This window comes from Microbulbifer hainanensis, assembly GCF_014904735.1.
Taxonomy (GTDB): Bacteria; Pseudomonadota; Gammaproteobacteria; order Pseudomonadales; family Cellvibrionaceae; genus Microbulbifer; species Microbulbifer hainanensis.
The window spans coordinates 1-18,178 of record NZ_JACZCR010000002.1; the positions used below are offsets into that span (position 1 = coordinate 1).

The window sequence follows — 18,178 nt, forward strand, 5'->3', positions numbered from 1 at the left end:
AAATGCAGGCCCTGCTGCCGGGGGCGATCCGCGCAACGGTTGCCGAAGAGGCTGTTGAGCGGATGGCCACCGGCAGCGGGGCCGCCACCGAGTAGAAATTAACGAAGGGAGTTACAGCGCGCTGCCGCCCTTTTGCTGCTTGGCGGCGTCGTTGCGCGCTGCGTGCAGCTCCTGCAGGTATTCGTCATCCACGTCGCCAGTGACGTAGTTGCCGTCGAACACAGAGCAGTCGAACTGCTCGATCTTGTCGTTGCCCTCAGCGGAGCACTCCACTAGGTCCTTCAGGTCCTGGTAGATCAGCCAGTCGGCACCGATCTCCGCACAAATTTCCTCAGTGCTGCGGTCGTGAGCCACCAGCTCCTCGGCGGACGGCATATCGATGCCGTAGACATTCGGGAACTTCACCGCCGGCGCGGCGGAGGCAAAATACACCTTGGCCGCTCCCGCTTCGCGGGCCATCTGGATAATCTGCTTACAGGTAGTACCGCGCACGATGGAGTCATCTACCAACAGCACATTTTTGCCGCGGAATTCCAGTTCAATAGCGTTCAGTTTCTGGCGCACAGATTTCTTGCGCTGTTTCTGCCCCGGCATGATAAAGGTGCGGCCGATATAGCGGTTCTTCACCATGCCTTCGCGGAACTTCACGCCCAGGCGGTGAGCAACGGTCTGGCCAGCAGTGCGGGCGGAATCCGGAATCGGGATCACGACGTCGATATCGTGATCCGGACGCTCGCGCAGGATCTTCTCTGCCAGGTGCTCGCCCTGGCGCAGGCGCGCCTTGTGTACCGAAACGCCGTCCATGATGGAGTCCGGGCGGGCGAAATAGACGTGCTCGAAGATACAGGGATTCAGGGACGGATTTTCCGCACACTGCTCCGCGTGTACCGTGCCATCCAGTTCGATATAGATAGCCTCGCCCGGCGCCACGTCGCGCACCAGCTCATAACCCAGAACATCCAGGGCTACGGATTCGGATGCCACCATGTACTCGGTGCCCTTGTCGGTTTCGCGCTTACCGTACACCAGCGGGCGGATGCCGTTCGGATCGCGGAAGGCGACGATGCCGTAGCCGACGATCAGCGCCACACAGGCGTAACCGCCGCGCACCCGCTTGTGCACCGCGCGCATCGCGGTGAAGACGTCCTCGGCTTTCGGCTGCAGCTTGTGTTGCGCGAGCAACTCGTGGGCAAACACGTTCAACAGCACCTCGGAATCAGAATCGGTGCTGATATGACGCAGGTCCTGCTGATAGATTTCCTCCATCACCTGGTCTTTGTTGGTGAGGTTGCCATTGTGGGCCATGGCGATGCCGTAGGGGGAGTTGACGTAGAAGGGCTGGGCCAGCGCCGGGCCGGAACCGCCGGCGGTGGGATAGCGCACATGGCCGATACCGAAGTTACCGGTGAGGCGCTGCATATGCCGCGCGCGAAACACATCGCGCACCAGGCCGTTGGCCTTCTGCTGGTTGAGGCGGTCGCCATCGCACGTGACGATGCCGGCGGCATCCTGCCCGCGGTGCTGCAACAGGGTGAGCGCATCGTACAACTGCAGGTTGACGTCACTCTTACCGACGATACCGACAATACCACACATAGTCTTGGCCCTACTGGTCGAGAAAGAGCGGCGCTGCCGCTCCGTTAAAACAATTTATTTACCGGCTTTCATCCCGGTCACCCGCACTTGGCGATGACAACCGCAGTGCGGTTTGCTCAATGGGCAGTTTCCCGCACAAAGAGATCCTTGATGGCATCCGCCACATCCCGCGCACGATCCTCAAAACCGAGGAAGTGCGGGATCAGCGCCGATTCACGCCACCAGGCATCCTGCTCCACCGGCACCAGCGCCGGCGCAAGTATCAATAGCGCCAGCACCACGATTGCACCGCGCACCAGCCCGAACACCATGCCCAGTACCCGGTCGGTACCGGACAGCCCCGTGGCCTCAACAAACGCCGACAGCGTCATGTTCAGGCCGGCTCCAGCCAGCAGGGTAAAAATGAACAAAATGGCAAAGGCAGCAATGGCCTGCAGTGAAGGAGTATCCACAAGATTGGAGAGCAGCGGCGCCAGCTCGTCGCGAAACATCATCGCGATAAAAAAAGCGGCAACCCAGGTCAGGAGAGAGAGGGTCTCGCGCACGAAACCCCGGCTGAGACCGATCAGTGTGGAAATGGCCACGATTGCCAGAATGGTCCAGTCAGCCCAATTCATCCAGTCCTACCTGCCGTGCGGCAGCCGCCGCGAAGAGCGCGCATTCTAACTTAAGGGACTTGTCGCGTGAAGCTGTTCGCAAAACCCTTCGAAATTAGGATCCGGAATGTTCGAATTGGCCTGCAGAACCAGGTCAGGTCTTGAAGCGCAATACCAGAGTCTGCGCCTTGAGTAGCCGGTCCAGCTCGCGTTTGACCGCCTCGGCATCGGCCTTGCTAACCTTTGGGCCCACGAACACCCGCACGAAGCGGCCCTTGTCCGTGGTCACAGCGCGGGTATAGGCCTTGTAGCCGTCGTCCATCAACTGGCTGCGCAGCTTGTCCGCCCGCGCTTCGTCGCGATAGGCAGCCACTTGCACAACCCAGGAAATTGGCAACCCGCGGTCATCGAGAACCGGCGCGGAATTCTGTTGCGCTATAGCGTCGGCTTCAGACTTTTTCGGCTCTTCTTTCTTCTTTACAGGTTCAGATGAATCCAGCTTGGCCGCGGGCATGGAATCCTGTTCCACCACATCGGGTTGGAAGACCTCGTTTACCGGCGGCGCCGGTGCGGCATCCGCCACCGGTTCCGGTGCGGCGATCTCAATCGGCTGGATATCCGGTGCCGGCGGAATCTGGCTGGTCACGTCAATAAAGCGCGCGCCCTCGCGGTCGAACAGGCTCGGGAGAAAAATCACGGCGAGCGCCACCAGCACCAGCGCGCCCACAATGCGCTGCTTGAAGCCATCGTTCAGCCTGCCCCGCCGCGTGGGCCGACCGGTAAATTCAGGATCGCGACTCGCCATCGCCGTCATCTCGTATCTGCTGTAAAACTTCCGCCACAGTAAAGAAGGAACCGAAGACAAGCAACCTGTCTTGCGCCCCCATGCCGGAAAGCACCTGTTGCAGGCGTTCGGCCACCGCGGGACACTCCCCGTCCGCGACCCGGTCAACCACCCCGGCCCGCTGCAGACCATCGCGCAGCGCACCGCAGTCTGCCGCACGTGCATTTCCCGGCAGACTGGCCGGATACCAGCGGGTCACCAGCTCGCTCAGCGGGGCGAACAGCCCCGGCAGATCCTTGTCCGCCATCGCCGCCACCAGCGCGTATGTCTCACCGGTCACAGGATGCTCACTCAGCCACCGGGCCAGATAGGTCGCCGCTGCGGGGTTGTGCCCCACATCCAGTAACAGGTCCCGGTCACGCCAACGGAGCTGCTGGCAGCGCCCGGCCAGGCGGATACCGGCCAGCGCCGACTCCACACCGCTCGCCGGCAATGCCTGCAACAGCGACAACGCGGTAAGGGCAGCCGCGATACTCGGACGCGGCAGGCTGATGTCCGGCAGGGCGAAACTCAGCCCTCCGAAGCGGTAGCGCTCGCCAGCCGGGTCGCGATCGACAAAAAAGTCGCGGCCGATAAAACAGGTCTGCGCCCCGGTGCGCGATGCGGCATCGATGACCGACTGGGGCGGCTCCGGGTCGGCGCAGACAAACGGGCGACCCGCGCGCAGAATCCCGGCTTTCTCAGCGCCGATTACCTCGCGATCATTGCCGAGCCAGGCCTCGTGATCCACCGCCACGCTGGTAATCACCGCCACGTCGGCATCCACCAGATTGACCGCATCCAGGCGCCCGCCGAGACCGACTTCCAGCACCGCGAACTCGACACCCGCGCGCTTGAACAGCCACAGCGCCGCCAGGGTCGTGTATTCGAAATAGGTCAGGCTGATCTCGCCGCGCGCCGCCTCGATAGCCTCGAAGGCGCGCACCAGCTCCGCGTCCTCCACCTCGCGGCCGTCGATCCGCACCCGCTCGTTGAAGCGCAACAGGTGCGGCGAACTGTAGGCACCGACGGTACGCCCGCCGGCGCACAGCAGCGCCTCAGCGGTGGCAACACAGGATCCCTTGCCATTGGTGCCGGCGACGGTAATAACGTTTGGAGCGGGCGTCACTACCCCAAGTGCGCGCGCCACCGCGGACACGCGCTCGAGGCCCAGCTCGATTTCGGTCGGGTGCAGCCGCTCCAGGCGGGCGAGCCATTGTTGCAGGTCAGTCATGGGCGTCGTCGATCACTGATTGAACTGTGGTAGAACCCGGGTGCCCTTCGCGCCCGGGTCCGATCTATTCGCGGCACAAACATTGGCAGCACAAATAAAAGTGGGGCCGCAATGGCCCCACCCGATATTCCAACGATGTAAGCTGGCGATCAGCCCCAGGACAATTTGCCCAGCAGCCGCGCAATCGTATCGCGCATGTCGTTGCGCGAAATGATCATGTCGATGGCGCCATGATCCAGCAGGAATTCGCTGCGCTGGAAGCCCTTGGGCAGCTTCTGGCGAATGGTCTGCTCGATGATATTGGGCCCCGCAAATCCAGCGCGGGCACCAGGTTCGGCGGCATTGATATCACCCAGCAGTGCCAGGGACGCCGAAACGCCGCCATACACCGGATCGGTCATCACGGAGATGTAGGGCACACCGGCCATTTTCAACTTCTCCAGTACCGCGGAAGTCTTGGCCATCTGCATCAGGGAGATCAGCGCTTCCTGCATGCGCGCGCCGCCGGTGGCGGAGAAGCAGACCAGCGGAATACGCTCTTCCAGGGCCAGTTGTGCGGCACGGGTAAAGCGCTCACCCACCACGTAGCCCATGGAGCCACCGTGGAAGGCGAACTCGAAAGCCACGGCCACCAGCGGCTTGCCCTGCAGGGTACCGCGCATGGCAATCAGCGCATCTTTTTCACCGGTCGCCTTCTGTGCCTGGGTGAGGCGATCCTTGTATTTTTTCACGTCCTTGAATTTCAGGCGGTCCACCGGCAGCACATCAGTGGCCAGCTCTTCGCGGCCCTCTTCGTCGAGGAAGATATCCAGGCGGCGGCGCGCGCCGATACGCAGGTGGTGATTACACTTGGGGCACACATCCAGGTTGCGCTCCAGCTCCGGGCGATACAGCATGGCGTCACACTTGACGCACTTTTTCCAGACACCTTCCGGAACCTTACTGGCGCCACTGCGGCGCTCGGTGCGAATCACCGAGGGAACAATTTTTTCTAACCAGCTCATCTTGTTACCAAATCCCGATGTTTTCTGGGTCGTTTTTTCGACCGGTGGGTTTCAGGCTGAGAATTAAAACACTATCGCAAAAACTAGGCTTGGCCAGTTCAGCCGCTAAATTGGTCTTTCTGGCCAAGTAAAATACTTAGGGTCAGCTATCCAGGGCGCCGCGCATTTCACCTACCAGTGCCGCCACGCGCTGGCGCGCCGCTTCTGCGTCCGTGGCCTCGCCGATTGCGGACACCAAGACGCTGCCCACTACGGCGCCATCGCCGTGAGCACTGACCGCCTTCGCGGAAGCCCCATCCTTGATACCGAAGCCGACACACAGCGGCAGCGCCGTGTGGCGGCGAATGCGCGCCAGGTTGTCACGCACGGAATCCAGGTCCAGGTGGCCGGCGCCGGTAACCCCCTTAAGGGAAACATAGTAGACAAATCCGCTGGCCAGGCCCGTGATCGACTCGATGCGCTCCTCGCTGGTAGTGGGGGTCAGCAGGAAAATATTGCGCAGGTTGTGCGCGGCCAGCAATTCATTCAGCGGGCCCGCCTCTTCCGCCGGCAGGTCCACGGTCAGGGCGCCGTCCACACCCGCTTCGAGCGCCGCGTCAACAAAGGGTTCGGCGCCCATCTTCTCGATCGGGTTGGCGTAACCCATCAGGATCACCGGCGTCTCGCCGTCATCACGGCGGAATTCTGCCACCATTTCCAGGCATTTGCGCAGGGAGGCCTTGTGCGCGAGGGCGCGCTCGTGTCCCTTCTGGATCACCGGGCCCTCGGCCATCGGATCGGAAAAAGGCACTCCCAGTTCGATCAAGTCGGAACCACTGGCCACCAGCTGGTGCATCAGCGGCACGGTGTTTTCCAGGCCGCCATCACCAGCGACGATATAGGTAACCAGCGCCTTGCGGCCCTCGGCGCGCAGCTTGGCGAAACGGCGGTCGATTCTGTTTTCTTGTTCCTGACTCACGGCACCACTCCTGGTTAGACTTCGATACCGTCAATCGCGGCAACGGTGAAAATATCCTTGTCACCGCGCCCGGACAGGTTCACGACGATATTCTGCTCCGGCGACATGGTGGCCGCCAGTTTGAGCCCGTAAGCCACCGCGTGGCTGGACTCCAGCGCGGGAATGATCCCCTCGGAGCGGGTCAGGGTGCGGAAGGCATCGAGCGCCTCCTTGTCGTCGGCAGTGACGTATTCCACCCGGCCGATATCCTTCAACCAGGCGTGCTCTGGACCGACACCCGGGTAGTCGAGACCGGCGGACACCGAGTGGGTCTCGATAATCTGGCCGTCGTCGTCTTCCATCAGGTAGGTGCGGTTGCCGTGCAGGATACCGGGCACGCCATCGTTCAGCGGCGCCGCGTGCTTGCCAGTAGCCAGCCCCTCACCGCCAGCTTCGACACCGTACATTTTCACATCGCTGTCGTTCAGGAACGGGTGGAACAGGCCGATGGCATTGGAGCCGCCGCCGACACAGGCCACAAGGGCGTCCGGCAACTGGCCGAATTCTTCCAGGCTCTGGCGCCGGGCCTCGCGGCCGATCACCGAATTGAAATCGCGCACCAGTTGCGGATAGGGGTGCGGGCCGGCAACGGTGCCGATGATGTAAAAGGTATCGTCGACATTGGTGACCCAGTCGCGCATGGCTTCGTTCATCGCATCTTTCAGGGTCTTGGAGCCGGATTCGACCGGGATCACCTCGGCGCCCAGCAGCTTCATGCGGTACACATTCGGAGACTGGCGTTTGACGTCCTCGGCGCCCATATACACGGCGCACTTGAGCCCCAGGCGCGCAGCCACGGTGGCAGTGGCGACGCCATGCTGTCCGGCGCCCGTTTCGGCAATCACGCGGCTCTTGCCGCTGTGCTTGGCGAGCAGCGCCTGGCCGACGGTGTTGTTTACCTTGTGCGCACCAGTGTGATTCAGGTCTTCGCGCTTGAGCCAGATGCGCGCGCCGCCGGCCTTCTCGGTCAGGCGCTCAGCCAGGTACAGCGGCGACGGGCGGCCGACGTAGTGGGCCAGGTCGTAATCGAAGGCGGCGACAAATTCCGGATCGTCCTTCAGGCGGTTGTACATCTCGCGCAGCTCGTCCAGCGCGCCGATCAATGTCTCCGATACAAATCGGCCACCGTATGGACCGAAATGCCCACTGGCATCCGGATAGGCGGAAAAATCTATTTCGCCGCTCTTACCAGCTTGCTCACTCACGCTACTGCTCCTTTTCAATTCAGGCTTGTGCCCATTCAAGCTTCCACAAACGCGCTCTTGGCCGCGCGGATAAATGCCCGGACTTTCTCCGGGTCCTTGCGACCGGGTGCCGCCTCGACTCCGCCACTAACATCCACCGCCTGCGGCTGGGCCGCCGAGATGGCCCGGGCCACGTTCCCCGGATTCAGGCCCCCGGCCAGTATGATTTGCCGCCCACTATTTCGCGGCACCCGCTGCCAGTCAAAAGTTTCGCCGGTGCCGCCGGGTACGCCGGGTCGATAGGCGTCCAGCAGGAAGCCGCGCGCGCGCCGATGCGCGGCCATGGCCGCCGCCACATCGAGATCGGCCCTCATGCGCAGCGCCTTGATATAAGGGCGGTGGAACTGCTCGCAATACTCTGCCGATTCGTCGCCGTGAAACTGCAACAGGTTCAGCGGTACCCGCTCGAGAACATCGCGCACATCGGCTGGATCGGCATCGACGAACAGGCCGACCAGGGTCGCGAAGGGGGAAACCGCACTCGCAATTGCGGCAGCCTGCTCGACACTCACAAACCGCGAACTGTTGCGATAGAACACCAGTCCCAACGCATCCGCCCCGGCCGCACTGGCTTCTCTGGCGTCTTCGCTGTGGGTGATACCGCAGATTTTTACTCGCATCGCTTCGCTCGAGCCGTCCGGTGCCTGGTTCACGGCCGACCGGCCGTTCAAAAATGAGGGAGCACGGGATACTAGCAGATTGGCGCAGAGCACGAAATGCGCAACGCACAAGCCGGGCCGACTGCCAACCAGCCGACCTGAAGCAAACCACATATTGTGGCCTGAGGCCGCTCTCGCATACAGCGGGCAGTTAAACCGGTAGCGCGCCCAGCGGCAGCGGCACCAGCAATGGACCCGGCTCGAAGTTCGGCAGATCGAACTCTTCCGGATAGCGCACATCCACCAGGTAGAGTCCGAACGGCGGCGCCGTGACGCCGGCCACGGTGCGGTCGCGGGCCTCCAGCACTTCTTTCACCCACTGCGGGTCGCGCTCGCCGCGGCCGACCGCCATCAGTACGCCGGTGATATTGCGCACCATATGGTGCAGGAAGGCGTTGGCACTGATCTCGAGGACGATCAGCTGGCCGACCCGGGCGATATCCAGCCGGGTAATCTCGCGCACCGGGCTCTTGGCCTGGCACTGGCTGGCGCGATAGCTGGTGAAATCGTGCTCGCCGATCAAGTATTGTGCGCCGGCGCCCATGGCATCCAGATCCAGCGGGTGCTGGGTCCAGGTCACTTCACTGGCGGCCTGTGCCGAGCGAGTCGGCGCGCTGTGAATCAGGTAGCGGTAGCTGCGCGCGCGCGCGGAGAAGCGCGCATGGAATTGCGCCGGAACTTCCCGCGCCCAGTGTACCCGCACGGAATCCGGCAACTTGGTATTGACGCCCTGCACCCAGGCCCGTGCCGGGCGCTGTGCACTGGTATCGAAATGGATCACCTGGCCGGTGGCGTGTACGCCGGCATCGGTGCGGCCGGCGCAGACCAGAGTCACCGGCTCTGCGGCGATATTCGACAGGGCGTTTTCCAGGTGCGCCTGCACCGTCTCGGCGGCGGACTTCTGTTTCTGGAACCCGTGCAGGCGCGCACCGCAGTATTCAACCCCGAGGGCGATACGGCGCAGCCCTTCCGGCAGCTGTTCACCGGGAGGCACTTCACCATTGGGCTTGTAAATATATTCGCGCGTCATACCGTTTCTCTTTCACACATCGGGCAAGTGGCCACCGCTTTATCCAGCCCGACATTCACTCTCGGAACACGACCAAACAGCGACCATAAAAAAACCTCGCAGCCAGGGCGAGGTTTTTTCCGGAAATTTGGCAGCGATGACTCAGGTCATGCGCTCCAGCATTTCCTGGGCGCGGGCCTTGTTCTCGCCAGTGCCCTCTTCGACAACCTCGTTGAGGATATCCTTGGCGCCGTCCCTGTCTCCCATATCCAGGTAGGCCTGGGCCAGCTCCAGCTTGGTACTGACTTCGTCGCTACCTTCGAGCAGATTCAGCTCTGAATCCAGGTCGCTCTCCAGATTAAAGTTCAGATCACCGAAGTCCGCGTCAGTGCTGTCTGAAGCGGCCGCCTGACTCTCCGCTGCCGGTTGTGCAGCAGGGATGTCTTGGGCCATAGCGACGTCGCTGGCAGACTGCGCAGGCGCCGCCTCTTCTGGGTTGAGTTCGCCGGCTATGTCGTCCAGATCAATGGAATCGAGGTCCAGCTCGCCGTCCAGTTCGCCGCCGAAGCTCTCCAGGTCGTCGCTATCCAAACTATCCGCAGGCTCCGCAGCCGTGGAAGCCGCGGGCGCTGCACTGTCGTCTGACTCCAACTGGAAGGTTTCGCTGTCGTCACCCTCTTCCATCGGAGACAGATCCAGATCGAAATCGAGGCCGGCTTCATCTTCGTCGAGCTGCAGACTGCCGCTGTCAAAATCGATGCTGCCGAAATCCTCGGAGGAATCTGTTGCAGCGGCGTCACCGGATTCGGTACTACCGGCATCCAGATCCAGCTCGCCCAGATCCAGGTCGCCGGACATCAGGTCATCGAAATTGAACTCGTCATCTGCGGCTTCCAGTTCCTGGGAGCTCTCGCCAGCGCTATCGCCCTCGAGATCCAGGTCCAGGTCCATGGAGAACTCTTCTTCCCCGGAAGTATCGGACGTGGAAATACTGTCATCGGACAGATCCATGGTCAGGTCGTCCAGCAGTGAGGAGTCCGCCTCTTCGCTAGAAGTGCTGGAGGTGAAATCGTCGCTGGCAAAATCGTCTTCGAATGAAGCACTGATATCGTCCAGTTGTGTCGCCTCAATGGATTCGCTGGTGAAATCCACTTCCGGCGCCTCGAATGCGCCGGCACCGGCAATACTCTCGCGCAGGCGTGCAGCGCGGTCGGCTGCCGGGCCATCACTGACGGTCAGAAGTTGACGGTAGTGATCATCAAACTTGTCGACATTCTGCTCGTGCGCATAGACCTCGAGCAGCATCAGACGCGCGTCGACGTTCTGCGGGTCCTGTGCAAGTCCCTTCAGCAGCTTACTCTCGGCTTCGCCGTACTGGCTCAGGGAGAGGTGAATTTCTGCCTCGGAAATAGGATCGTCGGTGCCCACCTCATCGAGGTCGCCCATGTCGAAACTGTCACTGGCTTCGAAGGATTCGACCGCGGCCAGGTGATCATCCGACTCCGCGGATTCTTCCGGTGCGTCTGCCAGGGCGCGCTCTGCGGCCATTTCGGCCTCGACCTGGCGTATGGCCTCCTCTTCTTCCTTGCGGCGACGCCAGCTCATAAAGCCGAACAGACCGATCAGCAGTGCTCCTGCGCCGATACCGATGAACACAATGTTGTCCATCACCCGCTCCATCAGCGTGGGCTCGGGCTGGGTATGTACCGGCACAACGCGATTGCGCTGGTCATCTGCAGCGGGCTCTTCCTTGGCCGGCGCTGCAGTGGAGTCCGGCTCCTCTTCCGCGCTTTCCGCTGCAGCCGGTGACGTCGTGTCTTCGGCGCCGGTGCTGCTGTCAGTTTCAGCAGCGGCTTCGTCAGCGTTATTGGATTGTTCAGCAGCCGTTTGCACCGCTTCCAGTTCGCTGTTGGAGACCTCGACCATTTGCTCCATGGTGTCGATCTGCTCATCCAGCTCGGAGATACGGTCTTTCAGTTCCGCGTTTTCGCGGCTGGATTTATCCAGTTCTTCCTCGGTCACCGCCAGCTCGCCGGACAGCGCTTCGCTGTCTTCGGCACCGCTGCCGGAACCGGAAGTGACAGACTCGTTGTCTCCAGGCGCGGCCAGGCTCACGCGGCCTTCAACCACATCGCTCTCGGTGGATTCTTCCGAGGCTGCGCGGGCGTCCAGCGGAGCGCCAGTAGTGGCGCTCTGTCCGGTGCGCTGGCGCCAGCTTTCATTCTGTACGGCCACTTCGGAAATGGCTTCCTGCTGCGACAGCTGGCGCATGTCTGCGGTACTGGGCAGGCGCAACACCGCGCCTTTCTTCAGCAGGTTGATGTTCTCATTGATGAACGCCTCGGGGTTGAGGCGCTGAATGGCCAGCATGGTTTGCTGGACGGAGAATTCGCGGCTGGCGCGATTTTGCAGCGCGATTTCCCAGAGTGTCTCATTGGAGGAAACCGGTCCGTAGACCTGGCTGCCACTCTCGGCAACGGCTTCGCGGCTCGGCTGGGCCTCGCGCTGCAGCTCCATCGGTTCCTCTGCAGCGGGCTGCTCCGCCTGCTGCGGTTCGGCGGTCGGCGCCGGCTGTACCGGACGGGTGGGCTGTTGCACCGGGCGCTGCTGCGGTTGCGGCGCTTCGCGACGTACCTGCTGGCGCTCGCGTTCGGCGGCGCGCACCGGCTGTTGCGCCGTGCTGTTGGAGAAGGCCGGCAGATCCATCAGCAGGGTGTATTCCCGCAGCAGGCGGCCGCTGGGCCAGCGGGTCTCCACGAGGAAATCCAGGTAGGGTTCGCGAATCGGATCGCGGGTCGTGATGCGGATAATCGGCTGGCCGTTGGAATAATCCACTTCGAAGCGCAGCTCGCTGGCCAGATAGGTTCTGTCTACCCCGGCCCGCTTGAAGTCTTCGGGGCTGGCGAGACGCACTTTGATCTCGCCATCGCCGAGACCGCGAGTTTGCAGCAGACCGATTTCCGCATTAAGGGGCTGATTGAGGGTAGAGTTCACTTTGATCTCACCCAGCCCGAGGGCCAGAGCCCCGTTGCCACCCAGTGCGCTGACCAGACCTACCGCTAGCGCCAGCTTTCGCACACGCATATCCGATTCCCTTTATTGTTAGAATCACCAGGTTGCATCGCAAATCGCGCCTGCGACCAACCCCATCACTGTACAGTAAACGTTCAACACAACGATTGTCGCAACAACAATCGAGATTAACTGGCGAATTTATCGCCGCCCCACCGTCGAACGAAAGTTAAGAATAAACCTTCACTATGACGGCTAAGTATTAATTATCAGTGGTTTTTTAGCAACAAGTGAACAATCTGTACGCAGTTCATCGCCAGATCTTTGCGCAAATTATCCGAAGCTGCACAAAAATTAACCTGCCGTGGGTTTAACAGGCTCTGTCGCACGCGACCAATCAGCGTTTCCTCACCGCCAACCGCTTCCTGTGCCGACGGTCGCTCAGACATTTTCAGGCGCGCGCCATTGCGCAGCAGCGCATTCACCTGAGCCAGGTCGGCATCCTCCTGCAGAACAACTCGCACGTTGGCCAGCTGGCCGTGAAAAACCGATGCCGTATTGATACAGGCATCCACGGCGACGGTATCGCCGAGAAGCCGGCGCAGGTCGTGCACCAGGGCCAGCTCGGACAGGTTGTGGCCGCTGGCGAGCAGCGCTTCACTGGAGCTTAGATGATTGAATGCGAGGCGGTGTCCGATGGCCGGATCCACTTCGGCCTCCTGGCCGTTGAACATACGCGCCGTCTGCGCGGCCATTGCGTCCACGGCGGCCTTGTCGATGGCGGAAACCGGCTGGTTCAGCTGTACCTCGACCGCCTGCAGCTTGTCGCGCAGCGGCGCCAGTGCCTCCGCCACCATTGCCGCACCGGCCGCGGGCAGCGCCAGCACGCGGCGCTCGGCGCCAGCGATATCGGCAATATTCAGCAGCGGGTGTACCACCGTGACACTCTCGTCGCCGCGGGTGTTATCCGCCCCGTCCAGCACCCAGGCACCGGCAGCCTCGGCCGCGGCCAGTGCGGCGCGCCCGGCCTCTCCGCCCTTCAGCAGAACCACGACCTGCTCCGGTGCAAAGGTGAACTTCTCCAGCGCACCCACGGGCACACTGCGATTGGCAAACACCTGGGGATCCGGCTCGCTGTCCTCCTCGTCGAGCAGGCGCAGCTGCTCGGCGCCGATCACCTTGCGCTCCTCCAGCACTTCCAGCAGGGGAGAAAAGGCGGCGCTATCGACACCGACAATGACCAGTTCGCGATCGGATTCCGACATATCAATTCACTTCGTCAGTTGGAGGGGCAAAAAAATGCGGGGCGATTATACCCATGGATCAGAAAGGAGAAAGCCGCCCCGGGGCTACCGGGGCGGCTTAACGTGCGCTGGCGCAAAGTATACGCAGAAATATACGCCAACGGCGCGGATTACCTCGACTACAGCTTGCCCAGCAGGATCAGCAGCACGCGGCGCAACGGCTCCGCCGCGCCCCACAGCAGCTGGTCGCCGACGGTAAACGCGGACAGGTACTGCGGTCCCATGTTCAGCTTGCGCAGGCGACCCACCGGAATATCCAGCTTGCCGGTCACGGCGGTCGGGGTCAGCTGCTGCAGTGTGGCCTCGCGCTCGTTGGGCACAACGTTGACCCAATCGTTGGCAGAGCCGATCAGCTGCTCGATGTCGGCAATGGGGACATCTTTGTGCAGTTTCACGGTAAACGCCTGGCTGTGGCAGCGCATGGCGCCGATGCGCACACAGGTGCCATCCACCGGTACCGTGGTTTCGGTGCGCAGGATCTTGTTGGTCTCGGCCTGGGCTTTCCACTCTTCGCGGCTCTGGCCGTTGTCCAGCTGGGTATCGATCCACGGCAACAGGCTGCCCGCCAGCGGCGCGCCGAACTCCGCGGTGGGGAAGTCGGCGGAGCGCATGTTCTCGGCCACCTTGCGGTCGATTTCCAGAATGGCGCTGGCCGGGTCGGCCAGTTCGCTGGCCACGCCGTCGCGGATGGCACCCATCTGCGCGATCAACTCGCGCATATTCTTGGCACCGGCACCACTAGCCGCCTGGTAGGTCATGGCGGAAACCCAGTCCACCAGGCCTTCCTTGAACAGGCCGCCGAGGCCCATCAGCATCAGGCTGACGGTGCAGTTACCGCCGATAAAGTTCTTGGCACCGGCGTCGATACCCTTGTCGATCACGCCGCGGTTGACCGGATCCAGTACGATGATGGCATCGTCTTCCATACGCAGGCTGGAGGCCGCGTCGATCCAGTAGCCATCCCAACCCTTTTCACGCAGCTGCGGGAACACCTTCTTGGTGTAGTCGCCGCCCTGGCAGCTGACGATCGCGTCCAGTTCGGCCAGCGCGTCGATATCGAAGGCGTTGCCCAGCGGCGCCACTTCGCGGCCGATGTCCGGCGCTTTGCCGCCGGCATTGGAGGTGGAGAAGAAAACCGGCTCCGCGATATGTGCGAAATCATTCTCTTCCAGCATGCGCCCCATCAGTACGGAGCCGACCATGCCGCGCCAGCCGATAAAACCTACCTTTTTCATTGCAGTATCCTGTTAATTCTGTGTCCTTGTGGGTTCCGGCAAATACCGGAACGACGATAGAGAAAAGGTCTGCGTCAATTAGAAAGCGGCCACCACTGCTGCGCCCATTTCCGCGGTGGATACCTTGCTGCTTCCTTCAGTGTAGATATCCGCGGTGCGCAGTCCTTCGTCGAGAACCTTGCTTACGGCTTTTTCAATGGCGTCAGCTGCGTCGCCCATATTCAGGGAGTAGCGCAGCATCATCGCTGCCGACAGGATCGTCGCCAGCGGGTTGGCAATGCCCTGCCCGGCGATATCCGGTGCCGAACCGTGGCACGGCTCGTACAGACCGAAGCCCGTTTCGTTCTGCGATGCCGACGGCAGCATGCCGATGGATCCAGTCAGCATGGCGGCTGCGTCGGACAGAATGTCGCCGAACATATTGCCGGTGACCATCACGTCGAACTGCTTGGGCGCACGCACCAGCTGCATGGCCGCGTTGTCCACGTACATGTGCGACAGCTCCACGTCCGGATACTCCGGCGCCAGGCGATCCATTACTTCGCGCCACAGCACGGTCACTTCCAGTACGTTGGCCTTGTCCACCGAGCACAGCTTGCCGCCGCGCTTCTGCGCCGCTTCAAAAGCGGTACGGCCAATGCGTTCGATTTCCGACTCTGTATAGACGTAGGTATTGAAGCCCTGCTTCTCGCCGTTTTCGAGCGTGCGGATACCGCGCGGCTCGCCGAAGTAGATACCGCCGGTGAGTTCGCGCACGATCAGGATATCCAGGCCGGAAACCACTTCCGGCTTCAGTGAGGAGGCGTCGGCCAGCTGCGGATACAGGATCGCCGGGCGCAGGTTGGCGTAGAGCCCCAGTTTGCTGCGAATTTTCAGCAGACCTCTCTCCGGGCGGATGTCGCGCTCGAGCGTGTCCCACTTGGGACCGCCGACGGCGCCGAGCAGTACCGCATCGCACTTACCCGCCGCTTCGAGCTGCGCGTCGGTGAGCGGCTCGCCGTGGGCGTCGATGGAGGCACCGCCGATCAGGCCCTGCTCGAAGCTCAGTCCCAGGTTGAATTTCTTGTCCGCAGCTTCCAGTACTGCCACTGCCTGTTCGACGATTTCCGGGCCGATACCATCGCCCGGCAGGATCATGATTTTCTTGCTCACAATGCTTTCCTTAATTCCGATTATTTGACCGCATCGAACAGCCACGGCGCCTGCTCGCGGCGCTTGGCTTCATAGGCGCGGATATCGTCCGCATCCTCGAGGGTCAGGCCGATATCATCGAGGCCGTTCAGCAGGCAGTGCTTGCGGAAGGCGTCTACCTCGAAATCGATGGTGTCGCCGTTCGGCTTGATGACCTGCTGCTTCTCCAGATCGATGGTCAGCGTGTAGCCTTCCTGCGCTTCCATTTCCTTGAACAGCTGATCGACCACCGCTTCATCCAGCACGATCGGCAGCAGGCCGTTCTTGAAACAGTTGTTGAAAAAGATATCGGCAAAGCTCGGCGCAATCACCGCGCGGAAACCGTGGTCATCCAGCGCCCAGGGTGCGTGTTCGCGGCTGGAACCGCAGCCGAAATTCTTGCGCGCCAGCAGTACCGAAGCGCCCTGGTAACGGGGGAAATTCAGCGGAAATTCCGGGTTCAGCGGGCGCTTGGTATGGTCCTGTCCCGGTTGCCCCTCGTCCAGATAACGCAGTTCATCAAACAGGTTCGGGCCGAAGCCGGTGCGCTTGATCGACTTCAGAAACTGCTTCGGAATAATCAGGTCGGTGTCGACGTTGGCGCGATCCATCGGCGCCACCAGCCCTTCGTGTCGGGTAAAGGCTTTCATTTATGCAGTCTCCCCTTGAAGCTCAAGTTCACGGACATCGATAAAGTGACCGGCAATTGCCGCGGCCGCCGCCATGCTCGGGCTGACCAGATGCGTGCGGCCACCGTAGCCCTGGCGACCTTCAAAGTTGCGGTTGGAGGTGGACGCACAGTGCTCGCCCGCGCCCAGTTTGTCCGCGTTCATCGCCAGGCACATGGAGCAGGACGGCTCGCGCCACTCGAATCCGGCTTCGACGAAGACCTTGTCCAGGCCCTCTTTTTCCGCCTGCGCCTTCACCGACTGGGAACCCGGAACGATCAATACCTCTTTCACGCTGTCGGCTTTCTTGTGGCCCTTCGCCACTGCCGCCGCTGCGCGCAGGTCTTCGATACGGGAGTTGGTGCAGGAACCGATAAATACCCGATCGAGTTTGATATCAGTAATCTTCTGGCCCGCAGCCAGGCCCATATATTCCAGTGCGCGCTCGATGCCGGCGCGCTTGGTGGCATCCGCCTCGCCCGCCGGATCCGGTACCAGCGCGCTGACCGGCGCGACCATTTCCGGGGAAGTGCCCCAGCTCACCTGGGGTTCGATATCCTCTGCGCGCAGCTCGACCACCGCATCGAACACTGCGTCGTCGTCGGAGTGCAGGCGACTCCAGTTTTCCACGGCTTTGTCCCAGTGCTCGCCTTGCGGCGCGTAGGGCTTGTCTTTGACATAGTCCAGGGTGACCTGGTCCACGGCCACCATGCCGGCGCGGGCGCCCGCCTCAATCGCCATGTTGCAGATGGTCATGCGGCCTTCCATCGACAGGCTGCGGATGGCGGAACCGCCAAACTCGATCGCGTAGCCGGTACCGCCGGCAGTACCGATCTTGCCGATAATGGCCAGCACCACGTCCTTCGCCGTCACGCCCGGGCCCAGATCGCCGTCCACGCGCACCAGCATGTTCTTCATCTTCTTCTGGATCAGGCACTGGGTGGCCATCACGTGCTCCACCTCGGAGGTGCCGATACCGTGCGCCAGCGCACCGAGGGCACCGTGGGTGGAGGTGTGGGAATCGCCGCAGACCACGGTCATGCCCGGCAGGGTCGCACCGGTCTCCGGGCCGATCACGTGCACGATGCCCTGCCCCGGCTCGTTGATACCGAACTGGACCACGTCGAAATCGTTACAGTTCTCGTCCAGGGTCTGGACCTGGATGCGCGAAATCTCGTCGCGGATACCGGCAACACCGGCGGCGCGCTCGGCCGCATGGGAGGGCACATTGTGATCGGGAGTCGCCACCAGCGAGTCTTTGCGCCAGAGTGGGCGACCCGCCAGTCGCAGGCCTTCAAACGCCTGCGGGGACGTCACCTCGTGAATCAGGTGACGGTCGATATAAATCAGTGCAGTGCCGTCTTCGCGGCTTTTTACCAGGTGGTCCTGCCAGAGTTTGTCGTAGAGCGTCTGCCCGGCCATCGCCGTATCTCCTCGTTTTTTGATTGGCGCAGTCTAGCCCCGGGCGTTGAATAACATCAATTTATATTTATTATAAGAACCAGTCGGATTTGGAATGAGTTAGAAGTAAGACCCGGAGGCAGGGGGGGGGGAAATACTGCTGTCCGCCGCTAAGGCCCTGTTGCCGGGGGCCGCTCGCGAAACGATTGCCGACGAGGCTGTTGAG

The 18,178-nt window shown here is 61.8% G+C and carries 15 protein-coding genes; all 15 read right to left on the bottom strand.

The window, feature by feature from the left end; translation table 11 throughout:
* Nucleotides 1–111: 111 nt before the first annotated feature.
* Nucleotides 112–1,596, bottom strand: a complete 1,485-nt coding sequence (gene purF, locus IG168_RS00405; protein ID WP_193161162.1) for an amidophosphoribosyltransferase — start codon at nucleotides 1,594–1,596, stop codon at nucleotides 112–114.
* Between the two features lie 116 nt (nucleotides 1,597–1,712).
* Nucleotides 1,713–2,213 carry a CvpA family protein gene (locus IG168_RS00410; RefSeq protein ID WP_193161164.1) on the bottom strand — a complete coding sequence of 167 codons (501 nt, stop codon included), beginning with the start codon at nucleotides 2,211–2,213 and terminating at the stop codon, nucleotides 1,713–1,715.
* 133 nt (nucleotides 2,214–2,346) lie between these two features.
* Entirely contained in the window at nucleotides 2,347–2,997 is a 651-nt protein-coding gene (locus IG168_RS00415) for an SPOR domain-containing protein (protein ID WP_193161165.1), read from the bottom strand.
* Nucleotides 2,978–4,249 carry a bifunctional tetrahydrofolate synthase/dihydrofolate synthase gene (folC, locus tag IG168_RS00420; protein WP_193161167.1) on the bottom strand — a complete coding sequence of 424 codons (1,272 nt, stop codon included), beginning with the start codon at nucleotides 4,247–4,249 and terminating at the stop codon, nucleotides 2,978–2,980. The genes IG168_RS00415 and folC overlap by 20 nt, the downstream gene beginning before the upstream one ends.
* A gap of 149 nt (nucleotides 4,250–4,398) precedes the next feature.
* Nucleotides 4,399–5,253 (bottom strand): acetyl-CoA carboxylase, carboxyltransferase subunit beta, encoded by an 855-nt coding sequence (gene accD, locus IG168_RS00425; RefSeq protein WP_193161169.1) that lies wholly within the window; start codon nucleotides 5,251–5,253, stop codon nucleotides 4,399–4,401.
* A gap of 142 nt (nucleotides 5,254–5,395) precedes the next feature.
* Nucleotides 5,396–6,211, bottom strand: coding sequence for a tryptophan synthase subunit alpha (trpA, locus tag IG168_RS00430; RefSeq protein ID WP_193161171.1), 816 nt, complete (start codon nucleotides 6,209–6,211; stop codon nucleotides 5,396–5,398).
* Between the two features lie 14 nt (nucleotides 6,212–6,225).
* A complete protein-coding gene (gene trpB, locus IG168_RS00435) occupies nucleotides 6,226–7,455 on the bottom strand; it encodes a tryptophan synthase subunit beta (protein WP_193161172.1) in 1,230 nt (409 codons plus the stop codon).
* A gap of 35 nt (nucleotides 7,456–7,490) precedes the next feature.
* Nucleotides 7,491–8,114 carry a phosphoribosylanthranilate isomerase gene (locus tag IG168_RS00440; RefSeq protein ID WP_193161173.1) on the bottom strand — a complete coding sequence of 208 codons (624 nt, stop codon included), beginning with the start codon at nucleotides 8,112–8,114 and terminating at the stop codon, nucleotides 7,491–7,493.
* 190 nt (nucleotides 8,115–8,304) lie between these two features.
* A complete protein-coding gene (truA, locus tag IG168_RS00445) occupies nucleotides 8,305–9,183 on the bottom strand; it encodes a tRNA pseudouridine(38-40) synthase TruA (protein ID WP_193161174.1) in 879 nt (292 codons plus the stop codon).
* A 141-nt stretch (nucleotides 9,184–9,324) separates the two neighbouring features.
* Nucleotides 9,325–12,246, bottom strand: a complete 2,922-nt coding sequence (locus IG168_RS00450) for a FimV/HubP family polar landmark protein (RefSeq protein WP_193161175.1) — start codon at nucleotides 12,244–12,246, stop codon at nucleotides 9,325–9,327.
* A gap of 197 nt (nucleotides 12,247–12,443) precedes the next feature.
* Complete coding sequence (locus IG168_RS00455; RefSeq protein WP_193161176.1) at nucleotides 12,444–13,439, bottom strand: Asd/ArgC dimerization domain-containing protein; 996 nt, start codon at nucleotides 13,437–13,439, stop codon at nucleotides 12,444–12,446.
* 158 nt (nucleotides 13,440–13,597) lie between these two features.
* Complete coding sequence (asd, locus tag IG168_RS00460; protein WP_193161177.1) at nucleotides 13,598–14,713, bottom strand: aspartate-semialdehyde dehydrogenase; 1,116 nt, start codon at nucleotides 14,711–14,713, stop codon at nucleotides 13,598–13,600.
* A 78-nt stretch (nucleotides 14,714–14,791) separates the two neighbouring features.
* Entirely contained in the window at nucleotides 14,792–15,865 is a 1,074-nt protein-coding gene (gene leuB / locus IG168_RS00465; RefSeq protein WP_193161178.1) for a 3-isopropylmalate dehydrogenase, read from the bottom strand.
* A gap of 20 nt (nucleotides 15,866–15,885) precedes the next feature.
* Nucleotides 15,886–16,533 carry a 3-isopropylmalate dehydratase small subunit gene (gene leuD / locus IG168_RS00470; protein WP_193161179.1) on the bottom strand — a complete coding sequence of 216 codons (648 nt, stop codon included), beginning with the start codon at nucleotides 16,531–16,533 and terminating at the stop codon, nucleotides 15,886–15,888.
* Nucleotides 16,534–17,973: a 3-isopropylmalate dehydratase large subunit gene (gene leuC / locus IG168_RS00475; RefSeq protein ID WP_193161180.1), complete on the bottom strand. Its 1,440-nt coding sequence runs from the start codon at nucleotides 17,971–17,973 to the stop codon at nucleotides 16,534–16,536.
* Between the last annotated feature and the right edge of the window lie 205 nt (nucleotides 17,974–18,178).

Coding starts and splice junctions, on each gene's coding strand:
- IG168_RS00450 (WP_193161175.1), bottom strand. CDS start 12,246: ATGCGTGTGCGAAAGCTGGCGCTAGCGGTAGGTCTGGTCAGCGCACTG.
- truA (WP_193161174.1), bottom strand. CDS start 9,183: ATGACGCGCGAATATATTTACAAGCCCAATGGTGAAGTGCCTCCCGGT.
- asd (WP_193161177.1), bottom strand. CDS start 14,713: ATGAAAAAGGTAGGTTTTATCGGCTGGCGCGGCATGGTCGGCTCCGTA.
- IG168_RS00410 (WP_193161164.1), bottom strand. CDS start 2,213: ATGAATTGGGCTGACTGGACCATTCTGGCAATCGTGGCCATTTCCACA.
- IG168_RS00415 (WP_193161165.1), bottom strand. CDS start 2,997: ATGGCGAGTCGCGATCCTGAATTTACCGGTCGGCCCACGCGGCGGGGC.
- folC (WP_193161167.1), bottom strand. CDS start 4,249: ATGACTGACCTGCAACAATGGCTCGCCCGCCTGGAGCGGCTGCACCCG.
- leuC (WP_193161180.1), bottom strand. CDS start 17,973: ATGGCCGGGCAGACGCTCTACGACAAACTCTGGCAGGACCACCTGGTA.
- accD (WP_193161169.1), bottom strand. CDS start 5,253: ATGAGCTGGTTAGAAAAAATTGTTCCCTCGGTGATTCGCACCGAGCGC.
- IG168_RS00455 (WP_193161176.1), bottom strand. CDS start 13,439: ATGTCGGAATCCGATCGCGAACTGGTCATTGTCGGTGTCGATAGCGCC.
- leuD (WP_193161179.1), bottom strand. CDS start 16,533: ATGAAAGCCTTTACCCGACACGAAGGGCTGGTGGCGCCGATGGATCGC.
- IG168_RS00440 (WP_193161173.1), bottom strand. CDS start 8,114: ATGCGAGTAAAAATCTGCGGTATCACCCACAGCGAAGACGCCAGAGAA.
- purF (WP_193161162.1), bottom strand. CDS start 1,596: ATGTGTGGTATTGTCGGTATCGTCGGTAAGAGTGACGTCAACCTGCAG.